Below are 17,198 nucleotides of genomic sequence, written 5' to 3' on the forward strand. Positions count from 1 at the left end.
ACAACCGCGCAGATTTTGAGAAATGCGTGTATGATAGTCCATGACATTTTCAGCGGCAGCGGCCGACTTGGCGATCCTGGAAGGCGCTGCCGGAATGCGTGAGTGGATGGACGTGGGATGGCTGTGTGGACGATGCAATGGCTGCGGCGCCGTTTGTGCGGAGCGTCGATTGGGCTGTGGATGATCGCCTTGCTGTTGGGGTGTGCGACGGAACTCTGCGCGGATGATGCGGCGGGGCCGGTCGATTTCAACCGCGACATCAAGCCGATTCTTTCGGACCGCTGTTATACCTGTCATGGTCCCGATGAAGAACAACGGCAAGCGGAATTGCGTCTCGATCGCCGCGAGGGATTGCTGGCGACCGTTGAGGCGGGCGAAGGGACGCATGTCGTTAAGCCGGGCGACCTCAGCAACAGCGAAGTTTTTTTGCGGATTACTAGCGACGACGAAACCCTGCGCATGCCGCCGGCCGATGCGAATTTGGATCTTACGCCGGGCGAAATTGATCTGATCAAACGCTGGATCGAACAAGGAGCGGTCTGGGACAAGCACTGGTCGCTACTGCCCATCGCAAAGGTGGCGGTCCCGGAGATTGCCGATTCTTCCTGGCCGCGCAATGCGATTGATCACTTTGTCTTGGCCCGTTTGCAGCGAGATGGTCTTTCCCCTACAGCAGAGGCGAACAAGGAGCGGTTGATTCGCCGACTGACGTTCGACTTAACCGGCCTGCCTCCCACACTGGAAGAGATCGACGCGTTTTTGGCCGATGACTCAGACGAGGCGTATGAAAATGTGGTCGACCGACTGCTGGCGTCCCCACGATACGGTGAGCGAATGGCCGTGGATTGGTTGGATGTCGCTCGCTATGCCGATACCTATGGCTATCAGTCAGACGTCTACCGCGCGATGTGGCCTTGGCGGGATTGGGTGATCAGGGCCTTCAACGAGAACCTGCCCTACGATCAATTTATTACGTGGCAAATCGCCGGCGACCTGCTGCCCGAAGCGACCCGGGACCAAGTTCTGGCGACCGCCTTCAATCGGCATCATCGGCAGACGAACGAAGGGGGGAGCATCGAAGCGGAGTTTCGTACGGAGTATGTCGCCGACCGCGTCGAAACCTTTGGCACCGCCTTTTTGGGGCTGACGCTGCAATGTGCCCGCTGCCATGACCACAAGTACGATGCGATCACGCAAAAGAATTTTTATCAGCTGTTCGGCTTCTTCAATAATATCGATGAGTCTGGGCTATACTCACACTTCACGTCTGCCGTGCCGACACCGGCGCAAATACTACCGACTGACGAGCAGGCCAGTCGTATTGAAACGACACAAGCCGCCGTTGAGGCCGCTGAAACCGAATTGGCGGATCTGGCCGCCGCACGTGAGGCCGCATTTCAGGAATGGCTAGCTCAGACGCCGCGGCCAACCACGGTGGCTGGGTTGATCGGTGATTTTCCTTTGGAAAGTCTCGATGAGAACAAGGTCGCCAATCGCGCCGATGCAGCCCAACCGGGCAGCACTTCCGATGATCCGCAAATCGTGCCGGGCAAAATCGGCAATGGTTTGAAAATGAGCGGCGAAAACAACGTGACCTTCAAACTCGGCGGTGATTTTACCCGCGACGATCCATTTTCGATCGCACTGTGGGTGCAGACCCCCGACGTGAAAGAGCGTGCGGTAATTTTTCATCGTTCCCGCGCTTGGACCGATTCGGGCAGCCGTGGTTATCAGTTGCTGTTAAAAGAAGGGCATTTGAGCGCTGCTTTGATTCATTTTTGGCCCGGCAATGCCATGGGAATTCGCGCCACCAGCCCCATGCCGGTTGGCGAGTGGGTGCATGTGGTCATGGCTTATGATGGCTCCAGCCGCGCCGCGGGACTGAAGCTTTACGTCAACGGTGAACTCGCGGAATGCGAAGTCGTACGCGATAAGCTGAGCAAGGAAATCACCGGGGGCGGCGCGGATACGCTGACGATCGGCCAGCGATTTCGAGATCGTGGGTTTAAGAATGGTTTAGTGGATGAATTTCGAGTCTTCGACCGTCCATTGACACCGTTGGAAGCCGCGGAGATTTACGACGGAGAAACATTGGCCGCGTTTTCTAATGTCGCTGCCGATGAACTGACCGACGCGCAACGTAAGGCATTGTTTGGCTATTACTTGGCCAATCACGACGAGCCGTATCGCGCGAAACTGGCCTCATTACAAAAACTTCGTCGTGAGCGAAGCCAGCAAATCGACCCGGTTCCTGAAATTATGGTGATGCGAGAACTGCCGCAGCGGCGGGCGACGTTTCTGTTGCAGCGGGGGGCGTATGATGCGCCGGGTGCGGAGGTCAAACCGGGGGTGCCGGAAGCGATTTTGCCCTTTCCGGAAAACGAACCGCTCAACCGTTTGGGGCTGGCCCGCTGGCTGACCGATCCGCAACATCCGCTCACGGCGCGGGTGGCGGTCAATCGTTTCTGGCAAGCGATGTTCGGCAATGGTTTTGTCACAACGCCGGAGGACTTTGGCAATCAAGGTGCCGCCCCGACACATCCGCAATTGTTGGATTGGTTGGCCAAACGATTTATCGACACGGGTTGGGATATCAAAGCTCTGCACAAAATGATCGTGATGTCGGCAACCTACCGGCAAGATTCGCGAACGCGCCCGGAACTTCGTCGGGAAGATCCGCAAAACCAACTGTTGTCCCGCGGTCCCCAACAACGACTCTCGGCGGAGATGATTCGCGACAACGCGTTATTCACGAGCGGACTGTTGGTTGAGAAAATTGGCGGGCCCCCCGTGAAACCATTTCAACCTGCCGGATTGTGGAAAGAAAAATCGAGCGCGACCTACACCCGCGACGCAGGGGAGGGGAGCCATCGCCGTAGTTTGTATACGTATTGGAAACGGACCTCTCCGCCGCCCGCGATGCTCACCTTCGATGCCGCGAAGCGCGACGTCTGTGCCGTGAAGCGGCAAACCACCGCTACCCCACTGCAAGCGTTGGTATTGCTCAACGACCCGCAATACGTTGAAGCCGCCCGCGGTTTGGCCGAGCGGATGCTGCAGGACAAAGACGCAACTCTACAGGATCAACTGGGGCAAGCTTTTCGGCTCCTCACCAGTCGCCGCGCGGCAGAGCGCGAATTGGAATTGTTGTCGCAACTCTATGAAGAACAACTTGCCGAATTTCAAAAACAGCCCGATCAAGCCGCCAAACTACTGGCCATTGGTGACCACCGTAGTGATGAGAAATTAGACCCGGCACAATTGGCGGCGCTGACGGTCGTGGTGGAAACGATTATGAATTTTGATGAGACGGTCACAAAACGATAACAGCCTCAGTCGGCAACCTGGTTCCCAAATTCCATTTGGGAACCCACATTCTCGAAGCTCCGCTTCGAGTCCATAAACCGAATAAACAATCCTAACACCAAACTGAATCGCGGTCAGCGAAGCAGAGCTTCGCGAAATTGCGTTCCCAAACAGAGTTTGGGAACGAGGGGAGATAGAGGAGTTCAACATGCTCAAGCACGATCTCGCTGCCAGCCAACCGGGCCTACTGCAAAACCGTCGGCAATTTTTCTCACGGACCAGCGCCGGCATTGGCGGGATGGCGTTGGCTCAATTGTTGGGGGGTGGCGACTCCGCGATGGCGGCGGATACGGGCGGTGTGTTGCCATCGACACATTTTCCCGCCACGGCCAAACGGGTGATTTATCTGTTTATGAGCGGCGGGCCGTCGCAGTTGGATTTGTTCGACTACAAACCGGTGCTCAATGAACAAAACGGGCAGGAATTGCCGGATTCGATTCGCGGCGGACAACGGTTGACCGGCATGTCGGCCAATCAAGCGACGTTGCCACTGGCCGGATCGGCATTCAAATTCAAGCAACACGGAAAATCCGGCGCTTGGTTGAGCGATTTGCTGCCGCACACGGCGAAGATCGCTGATGATTTGTGTTTCATCAAATCGATGCATACCGAGGCGATTAACCACGATCCGGCGATCACGTTTTTCCAAACCGGTTCGCAGATCGCCGGCCGCCCCTCGATGGGGGCTTGGCTGAGTTATGGATTGGGCAGCGACAACGAAAACCTGCCCACGTTCACCGTCCTGGTGACCAAAGACAAAGGGGGCCAACCGCTCTACGCGCGGCTGTGGGGCAACGGGTTTTTGGAGTCGGTCCATCAAGGCGTGCAATTCCGCGCGGGGGCCGATCCGGTGTTGTATCTGGGAAATCCGGACGGTATCTCCGCTGCTGGACGTCGCCGCATGTTGGACAAATTGGCCGAGCTGCATCGTTTGGAATACGAAAAAAATCTCGACCCGGCGGTGAATGCTCGCATCGCGCAGTACGAAATGGCGTACCGCATGCAAACCTCCGTGCCGGAAGTGACCGACCTCTCCAGCGAGCCTGAGCACATTTTTGATCTGTACGGCCCCGACTCGAAAAAACCGGGCACCTTTGCCGCCAACTGTCTACTCGCCCGGCGATTGGCGGAGCGGAATGTGCGGTTTATTCAACTGTATCATCAAGGCTGGGACCAACATGGCGGCCTGCCGGGTGCGATCAAAAACCAATGCCGCGACACCGATCAAGCCGCGGCCGCCTTGGTCACGGACCTCAAGCAGCGCGGCATGCTCGACGACACGCTTGTCTTATGGGGTGGCGAATTCGGCCGCACGAACTACAGCCAAGGCAAACTGACCGCCGACAACTACGGCCGCGACCATCACCCCCGCTGCTTCACCACCTGGGCAGCCGGCGGCGGCATCAAACCGGGCATCAGCTACGGATCGACCGATGAATACGGCTACAACGTCGCCGAAAACGGCGTCCACGTCCATGACTTCCAAGCGACCATTCTACACCTGCTGGGCATTGATCACCTGCGACTGACGTACAAACATCAGGGTCGGCGGTATCGGTTGACCGATGTGCATGGGGAGGTGGTGGAGCCGATTTTGGCGTGAGGGGATTCACCACGGAGACACGGAGGGCACGGAGGAGAAAGTGTAGTAAAGAGTGGCCGGTGGTCAGTGGCCGGTGGCCAGAGGGGTGGGGGTGAACCTTTTTCTGTGGTTGACGGTCTAAGTTACCAATTCCCCTCGTTCCCAAACTCTGTTTGGGAACGCATTTTCACGAAGCTCCGCTTCGCTGGTTTCGCGGCCGGTATTCCTCGACTGGCAAACGTTGCATGACAAAAGATGCCGCATATTGGATCGAAGCTCGCCAGCGTGTCATTGAGATGCGCCGAATCGACTCGCGCCATGAATTGGTATTTGGTAGCAATGGCCACAAGTATCAATTACTCAAACTTGTTTCTGAAGAACGGTTGTCGGATTTCGAATTGAAAAACGATGTGCAGATTCCCGCTGAATATCGATCGTTCTTAACATCCTTCGGTGCCGGCGGCGCGGGGCCGGGTTACGGCGTCTACGACTTTCGTAAAGACGATTCGGCCGGTGTCGAGGGACGTTTTCATCTCACCGATTCCCAAGAATGGCCCGACGACGATGATGATCCGCTATGGGATTTACCGGGCCTGCTGGACATCTCCACGTCGGGTTGCAGCCATGACTGGTGGATTGAAATCAATGGGCCACAACCCGGGACGATGTGGGTGAACGCAGGGGATCGATTGCTGCGTAGTGATTCATTTGGCACTTGGTACGAGCAATGGCTTGATCGAGTCGAATGGGGCCTTCAGAAATTCAAGCTCATCACCGACATGATCGCTTCCGAAGCAAAGATTTCCGAAATTGCAGCCGAATGTGGTGTTGAGCCTAGGAAGTTCACATGGGATGGACTGGCCTACCTTCGCTTCGAAGGGATTCCAGGCTGCTACCAAGCCAATGGCAACTGCATTTGGTCTTACGATGTAGGCACTAGTTGGATCGCATAACGTGGCGACCTAAACAATTGATCAAGACCAGCGTCATTGACTGTCTTACCATCCGGTCCTGCTTTGCCCCCCTGTATGCTCGCCGTTTAGAAAATCAATCGGCACGAGTTGCTGCACGAGAGAAATTCATGGAGGTTTACTTTGTTTGCAAATCACATAAACAGGTGATTTCAGTCGGTGATGCCGATTTGGCACATAAGCTCGTTTTCCATCACAATTGGGCTTCCTCGTCTGCGATCTTGGAGGCGATCACCCGCTTCATACGCGAACACGTGGAATGCGATGCTGGGTGGATGTCGGAAAAATCACTCTATGATATGGAGTTGTTCGGATATCGACGAGTTGACAATCAATACGGCATTCCGTTCAAAGGACCGGATTATATGACGATTGATGAAGCCACCCAGGCAATGCGTGAAAGGGCAGAGGGCGATGATAGGAAATGACCTAATCTCAAACAGCGTGGTTCGGTCGAGTTCGTCCTTGGTGTCAAACTGCTCTATAGTCGGACCAACCGAAATAATGCATTAGGACCGCGTTCATGAAACTCATCTCGCCGAACACGGCATACATCGAAAGTTACCGCTCAGCCCTGGCGGAGTTCGAGCAATCGGGCATCTCTGGGTTTTGGTATTCATTTGGGGCGATCGATGATCCGGAGGAATACGTTCGCAGCATTGCTCATTACACGCATCGAAGCGGTGCGAGCGGCGGTGCAGTGCCGGCGAGTGTTTATTGGTTGGTGGATGGTGGGGAATTCATTGGGCATACGAGTCTCCGGCATGAGCTCAATCCGGCGCTTGAGCAGCATGGCGGGCACATCGGTTATGCCATCCGTCCGTCGAAACATCGCCAAGGTTATGGGCGAGCGATTTTGGAGTTCGCCCTACCAATCGCGCACTCCTTGGGCATTCCACGTGCACTGGTGACGTGCGCTGCGGGTAATACGGCCTCGCGCAAGATCATTGAAAAGTGCGGCGGTGAATTTTTGGACGAAGTCGATTGGCAGGGGACGACTGTGTTGCGTTTTTGGGTTGAGACTTCGCAATGAAAAATATGATTCGTCTGTGCAGCATCATTTGCGAAACACGAAATAAACCGCACCCGCTAGGCAGAGGGCTGCCCAGAGGTAATCGAGTTTGAGCGGCTGTTTCATGTAGTACAACGAAAAGGGGACAAAGACTGTCAGCGTGATGACCTCTTGCATGATCTTCAGTTGCCCCAGCGAGAGGGCCGTGTAGCCGATGCGATTGGCGGGGACTTGTAGCAGGTATTCAAAAAATGCCAGCGACCAACTGACTAGCACGGCCACGAACCACGGTTTGGTGTTGAGCTCTTTCAGATGAGCGTACCAAGCAAATGTCATAAACACGTTGGAGAGCAGCAACAGAAATACGGTTTTTCCGATCACCAGCATCGGCGGATTTCCTCCGTTCAGTGCATCCCGCAGAGCAGGGCAGCTGTGGGGGCCCGATGGCTGTGGAGATGCAGTCTAGTTGGATTGCGCCGCACAATTGCGGTCGCGTTGTTCAAGGAGCGCTACGTTGACGTTTCACTCTCACCGGCGCTTGTGCGGATCCCCAGCGTAAACAGTAGCGAGACACCCGCAATCACGATGATATACCACGCCGGGGAGGTGAGGTCGCCGGATTGGGCGATGAGCCAGGTGTTGATCAGGGGAGCGGTGCCGCCAAAGATGGCGAGCGTAAGGTTGTAGCCCAGAGCCATGCCGCTGAAGCGGAGGCGCGGTGGGAAGAGTTCGGCCATGGCAACCGCCAACGTGGCTTGCAGCGCGCCGACGAAAACGGCGAAGGCGCTCATGGAGACAATGGTCGCCATTATCGTCCCACCATCGATCCAGCGGAACAACGGGTACGCCGTCAGGACCAGGGCCAGTGAACCGAAACTGAGCACGGACTTGTACCCAATGCGATCGGCTAAGCGACCGAAAAACGGCATCAAGATCAGCATCAGGAGCATGGTCAACGAATTGATCAGCAGAGCGTGTGGGATCGGCGGTTTGACGAAGTGGGTGAGGTAGGTCGGCATCCAGACGAACAGCGAGTAGATCCCCACACCGAGGCTTAAGGAGATTCCCGCCACTTGAAGCACGCGGAACGGCATTTCTTTGACCGCTTGGATCACCGGGCGGGATTCGATTTTTCCGGACGACTGCATGGCGACGAAATCGGAGGTCTCTTCCAGGCCACGGCGCATCCGCCAACCGACGATGCCGATCAACAGGCCGCCCAAAAACGGCAATCGCCAACCCCAGTCGGTAATCTGCTCGGTCGTGAGCAGCATGTGGATCAAGGTGGCCGTCGCCGACCCGAGCAGGATGCCGGCCACCGCTCCGAACATCGTCCAACTTCCCGAAGACGCACGGCGATCCGTCTCAGCGACCTCGACCAGATAGGTACAGGACCCAATGAATTCGCCGCCGACGGAGAGCCCCTGTGCCAGACGCAGAAGCACCAACAGGATCGGCGCCAACAGGCCAACTTGGTCATGCGTGGGCAGAATGGTCATCAAAGAAGTGGGGATCGCCATGGCAGCGACGGACAGCTGCAGGGCGCGTTTGCGTCCTAGTCGGTCCCCCATTTGCCCAAAAAACATCCCGCCAATCGGCCGCGCCAGATAGCCGGCGGCAAATACGCCGAAGGTCTTAATCAGGCCGGACGTCGCATCAGACGACGGAAAGAACTGGCTGCTCATAAAAGGCGCCAGGAAGCCGAACACAGCGAAGTCGTACCACTCCAGGACATTGCCGATCGCACCGGCGAACATTTTCTTTGTGCGGCTGTTGCTCATGGGGACGTCCTTGTGCGAGCCTATTGATTGTGGTGGCGATGAAATGATGTCGCCTACCACGGGTGAGCTTCCATGCGCTGCTGACCGGGGACGCGTGAATCGTCACAGGCCCCCAACTTATCTTACTGGCCGCCAAACTGCCCGAGTTCGTACTTGGCTCCGCGGTAGGCCGAGAGGTAGTTGGCATTTGTGGCGATGGCGGCTTCGAAGTGCTTATTGGCAGCTTCTGTGTTGCCGGCCATCAAATCGCGTTGGCCGATATAGAATTGGGCTTCGCACTGTTGGGCTGCGGAGATACGCTCGTCCTGCACCGCATTGGCGGCGGCGAGCATTTCTTCACCGGTTGTTTGACCTAGCAAAAATCGACTAACAGTGGCCACCCAGCCTTGGGGGCCTTTTCCGGAGTCGAGCAGTGCTTGGAGTTCCGCGTGGGCTTCTTCCGTTTTTCCAGCGCGCTCCAGTGCCAAGCAGCGCCAGACCGATAAATGCAGGGCGGTCGGTTGGAGTTGGAGTGCTTGTTGGAAATCCCGAGCCGATTCGTTGAACTGCTTGGCGAAAAATCTTGCGAATCCGCGGTTGGCGAATGCGGTGGCGTCTTTGGGGTTGAGTTCGAGTTGTCGAGAAAAATCAGCGATGGCGGGTTCGGATTTCCCGAGCGACATGCGGGCTGTGCCTCGCAGGCTCAATGCCAGCGACATCCGCGGATTGAGGCCGACCGCCGTGTTGAAATCAGTCTCGGCCGCTTCGTCTTCCCCTTTGTCGATCAGGCAGAAACCGCGATTGATGTATCCCATCGCAAAGTCACTCTGAATTGCGACCGCTTGCGTAAAGTCGGCAATTGCCTCGTCCAACTGGCCTTGCTGGCGAAGGAAGACGCCCCGTTCGTTGAAGATTGTTGCGCTGCGAGGAAATTCCTGGACAGCGGCGGTATAGGCGGCTGTGGCCCCCGCGACATCTCCGGAGACGGCCAACAATTTGGCCATGTTGATGTGCGACCCCATTTGCTTGGGGTTGTATTTAATGGCTTGGGCATAGTCGGCAATCGCATCCCGTCGTCGCTCGGCTTGCTCGGCACGGAAGGCTCGCAAATCCTCAGGTGTAGCAGCTGTCTGGTCAAACAGCATGGAATCGACGAGGTTGGCTTGCTCGCGTGCGAACGCGCGTTGGTATAGCAGGCTCGACTTGTCGGTTTTATCGACATTGGGTCTCTCGATGATTGTTCCTGCGGTTTTGATCGACGTATCCGCATGGGAGGGTTTTCGTTCCAAAATCGCCAAGCAGGACATTCCGTACAGGTAAGGGATATACAGATTGGAGAATTTGTCATCTCCACCCCGAATCGCCAGGGCTTGGCGGGCATCTTGGATCCCTTCGCGAATCAGCAAGCGATCCGCGGATTGCCGCCCCAATTCGATTTTCGCGCTGGCACGCAGGTAGAAGGAAACGGGATCTTTCGGCTCGACATTCAACACCTGCGTCGCGACCTTAATGGCTTCGCGGTATTGTCCTTTTTGATAGTAGTCAAAGCCGCGTTGACGGATTGCTTCGTGCGGCGACTGAGGTTGTCGAAGGTTGTTGGGTTGTTGAAACGGAAATTGCGCGACTGCTGTCGATTGCAGCGATACCAGGACAATCAACAATGCGGCACAGCGGCCCACAGACATCACACCGAAGTGCCAAGATGGCAGTTGCCGTCGCTTCGAAACACGGAAACCGTCGGTGGATTGTTGAAGATCGTTCATCGAAACTAATTCTTTCCGTGGATTTGGTGACTTGGTCTTATGAGCAACATTGCGGAAGCCGTGGTTGTTGTTTTGTGTCATGCGGCGGCGCGATTGTCAATGCGGCGAGTGATTGCGACGGGTGATAGAATTGAAATATTTAGAAGTCACCGACGAGATCGCTGTGGCAAAGTGTCCTGTAAGCCAAAGAGTGGGAACCGAAGTGGGGCAGGCCGGTGAAGCAGCGTCGGCTGGGGGCTTGGGAATCTCGATTTCCGGGGGGAATTCGTAGGTGGAATAGTCCTAAACTCCTTGACAGTTTGACTTCGGGACATTATTCTCAACGAGTCCTGGAAGGTTTGTGGGATGTCCTGCTGCGTTTTGCGGTAGGGCAAGAGGTCGCGTTACAGCGTATCCCATGACATTTTGAACGAAGTTGTTAAAATTGTTTTGACAGTCACTGCTGCTGGGACACGGTTTTTTTAGCAAAACGGCTGTTGGAATGGGAATCAAAATTGACGTCATTTCCCGGAAATTTCCTCGGGTTTGTAGTAATGAGGAAGTCCGGCAAATGAAGACAAAGAGTCCAAGGTTTCGTGGGATCGTCCTTGCGCGGCCTTTTACTTTGTCTCCATGGGGTTTCGAGAATGTAAGTGTTTAGCGACATCTCTGGCCCGTGCCTTTAAGTCAAAGGCGCATTGTGCGATTTCGGCGACATGTGAGTGTTGTCGCGCGCCGTGCGAAATTGGCGAAGGCGGTGACAAAGTGGGACTCGTGCCCACTTTTTTTCGTTGGTGGGTTTGGAAATGGTGTGAGTTGTCGGAGTAGGGTGTTGCTGTCGTGTGGGGGCGTAGGCACTGGGGCCTGTTTATTAAGGTTGCAGTGTTGGTTTGCTCGGTTTTCCATTGGGATTGCCCGGGACGCACTCACTCGTGATGGGCAGTGTGGCATGAAGCGGCGCGGCATGAAGTGGACGCGAGACATCGTGAGCGACGGCGGGTGAAGATGAACGAAATCGTCGGTACTTCCGGCATTGGGATGGCCCACCGGAGCAAGCGACTGACGAGGAAGGACAAACATGAACGGCCCTGAGCTACTACGAATCGTCGATGCCTTGCATCGCGATAAAAATATCGACAAGGAGATCGTGTTCGAGGGAATCGAACAGGCGATCCTGTCAGCGGCGCGCAAGCACTACGGCGAGGAAGAGACCTTCGAGATCAATATCGATCGTGAGACGGGGGAGTCTTCGTTGAAAATTAATGAAAAGCTACTAGATTCCGACGAACTGGGAGATTTGCTGGGCCGCATTGCCGCTCAAACGGCGAAGCAGGTGATGATTCAGAAGATTCGCGAAGCTGAGCGAGATGCGCTGTTCGACGAATACCAGGAAATGCGAGGGCACATTGTCACCGGCACCATCCAAAGCCTTTCGGGTGGTACGGCTGCGGTGAATTTGGGCAAAGTTGAAGGCATTCTGCCGCGTGGAGAACAGATTCCAGGTGAGTCGCACCGCCCCAGCGAACGCGTTCGGGCTGTGGTGATGGATGTTCGCAAAGCAGGGAGCCGAGTCAAAATTATCCTCTCCCGGACACACGCCGACCTTGTGCGGCGGTTGTTTGAATTGGAGATTCCCGAGATTGGTGAAGGGGTGATCGAAATTCGCTCGATTGCTCGTGAAGCAGGGTATCGTTCGAAGGTGGCCGTCTCCTGCAACGATCAAAAGATCGATTGCGTCGGCGCCTGCGTCGGTGTCCGTGGTTCGCGGATTAAAAATATCGTGGATGAATTGGCCAGCGAGCGGATTGACATCGTCCGCTGGAACGATTCGTTGCAAGTCCTGGTCCCCAATGCCCTGCAACCGGCGGAGGTGGAAAACGTTATCCTGTGCCCCATGTTGGGACGGGTGCTGGTCCTGGTCCGAGATGATCAATTGTCGCTGTCGATTGGCCGCCGCGGTCAAAACGTGCGGTTGGCGTCCAAGTTGGTCGGCTGGGACATTGAGATCATGACCGAGGACGAGTTGAATGATCAATTGGAAAGCTCGGTGATGGCATTTGGGGAGGTTCCCCATATTAGCAATGAGTTGGCGGAAAGCCTGGTTGCACAGGGGTTTTTGAGCTTCGACGACCTGTCGATCATCGAGCCGGACCAGTTGGCCGAATTGGGCGGACTGACCGAAGAGCAGTGCGAAGCGATCGTCGAGTTTGCCGACCAGGAAAGCGAGCGGCTGGAAAAAGAACTACAGAAGCGTCGCGCAGACGCACGCATCGCAGCAGCGGCAGCACCCGCGGAAGCGCCTGCTGATACAGGGACAGCTGAAGTAGCGGAAGTAGCGGAAGCAACTGAGGAAGCAGAAGCAACTGAGGAAGCAGAAGCAACTGAGGAAGCAGAAGCAACTGAGGAAGCAGAAGCAACTGGGGAAGCAGAGACAGCCGAAGCAGCTGCTGGGGAAACTCCAGAAGCAGTTGATGCCGAATCTGAAGTTGCGGCCACTGACGAGGAACCGGCCACTGACGAGGAAGCAGTTGCAGCGGAGGCGGGAGTGCCGGCCGAGGAGGCCGCAGTCGCTGAGTTGGAGACAGAAACAGACACGGACGGCGAAGCTGTTGCGGAGGAGAGCGTCGATGCCGCAGAGCAGGTCGCTGTTGAGGAACAGAAGATAGTGGGTTCCGGTGAGGAGGTTCAGGCACCGGAAAATGATGTCGACGACGAGACTTTGACAAAAGCGGAGGCGTCGACACCTGAGGAGTAATACATAGTAGCGATTCCAAAGCTTGCAGACGGCCATTGGGCATCTCCGAAGACGGGGTGGTAACGGCGTTTGCAGGGTCGGAATTTGGATCAATGCTGTTGTCAGGGGATTTGGCGGTCAAAACGATCGCGGTAATGGACCAGACACGGCATCGTTGCCTCATTTCGGGCGACAACAGAAGTCTTTAGCGGTACGAGCTGCTCGTGCCGGTCACTTACAAAACGCTTCATTATCCAAGAGATGCCGAGTTCTGACTGGCTGAGGCTGGTTTCGGGGCAGAGGCAAACAGGATTTGAAGCCGTAATTTGGACGGTTTATCCGGGGAGTTTTGGATTGAAGGTTCGGATCTTCGCTCTTGCCAAAGAGTTGAAAATGGACAGCAAGGAGCTGATCGATCTTTGCCGAAAGGCGGGGATTGAGATCAAAAACTCAGCCCTTGCCAGCATTTCGGGGGAAGAGCGAGACAAAGTTTTGGCAGCTGTTCAGAAAAGCGACTCCGTAGCAACGGCGCCGTCTAGTGCTACCGGTCCGCTGGCGCCAGTCCGTGAGAAACCACCTGTGGGTTCCTCGGCCAAGGTTCCAGAAATTAAAGTCATTCCCTCAAAGCCGGCAAAGCCTCGTGCGAAACCGCCCGAGGAAAAACCACCCGAGGAAAAACCGGAAGAGGCTCCTGCACCCGTTGCGGAGAAACCGATTTCCAAACCTCGTGACTTAGCTGCCGAGCAAATGATGGTGCCGGTGGAAAGCGCCTCGATGCGGTCCGCCGAAGGTAAGGCTGCCGCCGCCGGTCCGTTGGCGGGAATGCGAGCGAAAAAGGACGCGGTCGAAGAAGCACCTCCAGCAGCGGAAGAACCGCCAGTCGTCGGGGATGCGCCAGCCGAGGAACCGCCCGCCGTCGAGACGGAGCCGAAATCCGATACTCCTTCGACGGATGTGGCTCCCATGCGTCGCGGTGACTACATTCCGCCTGCCGGTCATGGTGGTGCGGGAATGAAATCGGTCACTCCGATGGCTCCCATTGGTAGTGCGGCGGATGCCTCACCACCTGCGACAGAAAAACAACCACGCAGGCGCAAATCGCCGCGGTTGCCGAGTTTGGCCGCCCCGGCCATGGCAAAGCCGCCCGTGGCGCCGCCTAAACCCACAGAAGCGCCGGCCCAAAAACCGGATATCCGCCTGCCTACCGATGTGATGACGCAGTCTCGACCGCTGCAAGAATACGTCAAACAGCACGCGGAAGAGAAGAAGAAAAAGAAGTCGGGCATTGTTCCCGCATCACCGATTTCCCCCGAAGAACGCAAGCAGAACAAACGGGGCGCAGGGTTGATCGAAACCCGCGAAACCCGTCAAGGCAAGCGTAAGCGTCGAGGTGGACGAGATGATGATGACCGGCGTCCCCGGCGTGGTATGCGTCGCAAGTCGCGGCCCACGTCCACGATCCCGTTAAAGACGTCGGCTAAGATCGAATTTCCGATCACGATTCGCTCTCTATCCGAGGCGATCGGCCGGCCCGCTAAAACGCTGATGACGATGATGTTCCAGCGAGGCGAGCCATTGACAATCAATGCCAGCTTGGATGAAGAAACGGCCATCGAACTGTCCATGGAGTGCGGCGTCGATCTCGAGGTGCGTCACGAGCGGGACATTGAACTGGAATTGGTTGAAAAACTGACCGGCGGTGACGGCGATGTGGAAGGCGAAACAATTCGCCCGACGATTGTCACAATCCTGGGTCACGTTGACCACGGTAAGACCACTTTGCTGGATGCGTTGCGTTCGGCAAACGTTGCCGATGGCGAAGCCGGGGGAATTACGCAGCACATCGCCGCATATCAAGTCGAACACGAAGGGCAAAAGATTACCTTCGTCGATACACCGGGTCACGCGGCCTTTGGTGAGATGCGGGCACGTGGTGCCAACGTCACAGACATCGTCGTATTGGTCGTTGCGGCCGATGACGGCGTCATGCCGCAGACCAAGGAAGCCATCAGCCATGCCAAAGCGGCCGGTGTGCCGATCATTGTGGCCATGAACAAAATCGACCTGCAAGGGGTCGACGAACAGCGCGTACTGCAAGAATTGTCGACGAATAACGTCTTGCCCGCCGAGTGGGGTGGGGATTACGAAGTCATACGGACCTCTGCCACGACGCGTCAAGGTTTGGACGAGTTGTTGCACACCATCGTGCTGACGGCCGAATTGCATGAATATAAAGGCAATCCAAACGTTCCGGCGCATGGCGTTTGTCTGGAAGCGTTCCGAGACGAAGGACGCGGTGTGCTGGCTTGGTTGATTGTTCAACAAGGGACGTTGCGCATCGGTGATGATGTCTTGTGCGGACCGGCTTACGGTCGGATCCGGGCGATGTACGACGATCATGGAAACGAATTGGAGGAGGCGCCGCCCAGTACTCCGATCAAAGTTTCCGGTCTGGACGTCGTTCCCGGTGCAGGAGATCACTTCTTCGCAATGGCCGATATTGACGAAGCCCGCGAGGCGGCGGAGTCGCGTCGCCAACGGGGGCGTGCGGAATCTCTGGCAGGACGTGGTTTGCCGCGGACGCTGGAAGACATCCTCAATCAGGCCAAAGAGGGCGACGTTCAAGATCTGCCGTTGATTATCAAAGCCGATACCCCTGGTTCGGGCGAAGCTCTGCGTAGCGAAATCGAGAAGTTGGACCACCCGGAAGTGCGTGTGGAAATCGTGCACGAAGGGGTCGGTGGTGTGAATGAAAGCGACGTGACGTTGGCCAGTGCCACCGGCGCGATTATCGTTGCGTTCCATGTGGTCGCGGAAGACCGTGCGGCTGCATTGGCCGACAAAGAGGGGGTCGAAATTCGGCGTTACAGCATCATTTATGAAGTCTCCGATGACATCAAGGCGGCCTTGGAAGGCTTGTTGCGACCGGAATTGCGGGATGTGCCCACCGGACGCGTTTTGGTGCTTAAGACATTTAGTATCAGCCGTTTCGGAACGATTGCTGGTTGCCGTGTGCTGAATGGCACGATTGACCGGAACAACCGCATGCACGTGATCCGTGACCAAAAAGTGCTGAACAACTATAGAATTGCGTCACTTAAGCGAGAGAAAGACGACGTCAAGGAAGTCCGCGACGGCATGGAGTGTGGAATTCGTCTGGAAGGGTTTAATGACGTGAAAGAAGGAGACCTGTTGGAAGCTTACCGGGTCGAAGAAGTCAAACGAACGCTTGAGTCCACGGCGGCAGGCTCTTAACGGCAACAACCGCGCCGCCGACAGGTGGGCGTGGTTCCGTACGATCCGGGTTGCGCAGGCCGCAGCACTAGTGACCACAAACCGACCGCGTATGCTCGATGAACAAGAGTGGCGCGAGGTTGGTTCCCCTGACATTTGGACGGTTGATTCATGAGTTCTCGACGCTCGGCGAAAGTCGCGCAAGCAATTCTGGAATGCGTGAGTTCCACCATTTTGTTGGAATTAAAAGATCCGCGGGTGAAAAATGTCACCGTGACCGGAGCGGAGGTCAGCGCGGATTTACGCTCGGCCAAGATCAAAGTTTCGATACTGGGCGATGAAAAGACGCAAGCCTTAACATTGCGCGGCTTGGAGTCGTCGCGGGGGTTTCTGCAAGCCAAAGTCGCCGAGCGATTAGAGACGCGTTATACTCCGATCCTGAAATTCGTTCTCGACCAAGGGGTCAAATTGAGTATCGAAACCTCAGCGATTCTCCGCGATCTGAATTTGCAACCACTAAACGAGGAGGCGCATGATGCGTCGGATGAATCCAACGTTTCCGACAACGATGAGGAGCCGGATACCGTTTTGGACAGCACATCGCTGCCAGCCAGTCCGGTCGACAAACCGCCCCCTGCACCCGACGGCGAAGTTGGCCCACCCCCATAACACCAGTGAGTCGTGAAGGCGCGTGATTTGGTGGCGCCCATTGTCGCAGCGACTGGCTGCCAAGACGAACAAGCTGGTACCCACCTTAAGAATCACGAAACTTGGCTGTGATTGAAATTTGAAACGGC

At 56.1% G+C, this 17,198-nt stretch carries 11 protein-coding genes; 8 read left to right on the top strand and 3 right to left on the bottom strand.

All coding sequences use genetic code 11. The features are described 5' to 3' along the window. Positions 1-117: 117 nt before the first annotated feature. The 5 genes from Mal52_RS11115 to Mal52_RS11135 all read left to right on the top strand — a co-directional run bounded on the left by Mal52_RS11115 (position 118) and on the right by Mal52_RS11135 (position 6,952). Positions 118-3,327: a DUF1553 domain-containing protein gene (locus tag Mal52_RS11115; protein ID WP_197534829.1), complete on the top strand. Its 3,210-nt coding sequence runs from the start codon at positions 118-120 to the stop codon at positions 3,325-3,327. 187 nt (positions 3,328-3,514) lie between these two features. Beyond that, a complete protein-coding gene (locus Mal52_RS11120; RefSeq protein WP_145376151.1) occupies positions 3,515-4,969 on the top strand; it encodes a DUF1501 domain-containing protein in 1,455 nt (484 codons plus the stop codon). Between the two features lie 224 nt (positions 4,970-5,193). After that, positions 5,194-5,901 carry an SMI1/KNR4 family protein gene (locus Mal52_RS11125; RefSeq protein WP_145376152.1) on the top strand — a complete coding sequence of 236 codons (708 nt, stop codon included), beginning with the start codon at positions 5,194-5,196 and terminating at the stop codon, positions 5,899-5,901. Between the two features lie 17 nt (positions 5,902-5,918). Next, complete coding sequence (locus Mal52_RS11130; protein ID WP_145376153.1) at positions 5,919-6,347, top strand: hypothetical protein; 429 nt, start codon at positions 5,919-5,921, stop codon at positions 6,345-6,347. Positions 6,348-6,442: 95 nt separating this feature from the next. Continuing rightward, on the top strand, positions 6,443-6,952 hold the full coding sequence (locus Mal52_RS11135) for a GNAT family N-acetyltransferase (protein WP_145376154.1): 510 nt from the start codon (positions 6,443-6,445) through the stop codon (positions 6,950-6,952). Positions 6,953-6,976: 24 nt separating this feature from the next. Here Mal52_RS11135 and Mal52_RS11140 read toward each other — a convergent pair whose 3' ends face one another. The 3 genes from Mal52_RS11140 to Mal52_RS11150 form a co-directional block, all read right to left on the bottom strand. Continuing rightward, positions 6,977-7,318, bottom strand: a complete 342-nt coding sequence (locus tag Mal52_RS11140) for a DMT family protein (RefSeq protein ID WP_145376155.1) — start codon at positions 7,316-7,318, stop codon at positions 6,977-6,979. A 122-nt stretch (positions 7,319-7,440) separates the two neighbouring features. Then, entirely contained in the window at positions 7,441-8,712 is a 1,272-nt protein-coding gene (locus Mal52_RS11145; RefSeq protein WP_145376156.1) for an MFS transporter, read from the bottom strand. 122 nt (positions 8,713-8,834) lie between these two features. After that, a complete protein-coding gene (locus Mal52_RS11150; protein WP_197534830.1) occupies positions 8,835-10,454 on the bottom strand; it encodes a tetratricopeptide repeat protein in 1,620 nt (539 codons plus the stop codon). Between the two features lie 1,057 nt (positions 10,455-11,511). Between Mal52_RS11150 and nusA the strand changes: the two genes are divergently transcribed. The 3 genes from nusA (at position 11,512) to rbfA (ending at position 17,070) form a co-directional block, all read left to right on the top strand. Then, the gene (nusA, locus tag Mal52_RS11155; RefSeq protein WP_145376158.1) at positions 11,512-13,188 is read left to right on the top strand and encodes a transcription termination factor NusA; all 1,677 of its coding nucleotides are present in this window, start codon (positions 11,512-11,514) and stop codon (positions 13,186-13,188) included. Between the two features lie 372 nt (positions 13,189-13,560). Beyond that, on the top strand, positions 13,561-16,422 hold the full coding sequence (gene infB / locus Mal52_RS11160; protein WP_231962608.1) for a translation initiation factor IF-2: 2,862 nt from the start codon (positions 13,561-13,563) through the stop codon (positions 16,420-16,422). A gap of 150 nt (positions 16,423-16,572) precedes the next feature. Then, a complete protein-coding gene (gene rbfA / locus Mal52_RS11165) occupies positions 16,573-17,070 on the top strand; it encodes a 30S ribosome-binding factor RbfA (protein WP_145376160.1) in 498 nt (165 codons plus the stop codon). The last annotated feature ends 128 nt before the right edge of the window (positions 17,071-17,198 follow it).

Origin of the sequence: Symmachiella dynata (assembly GCF_007747995.1) — a bacterium.
Lineage (GTDB): Bacteria > Planctomycetota > Planctomycetia > Planctomycetales > Planctomycetaceae > Symmachiella > Symmachiella dynata.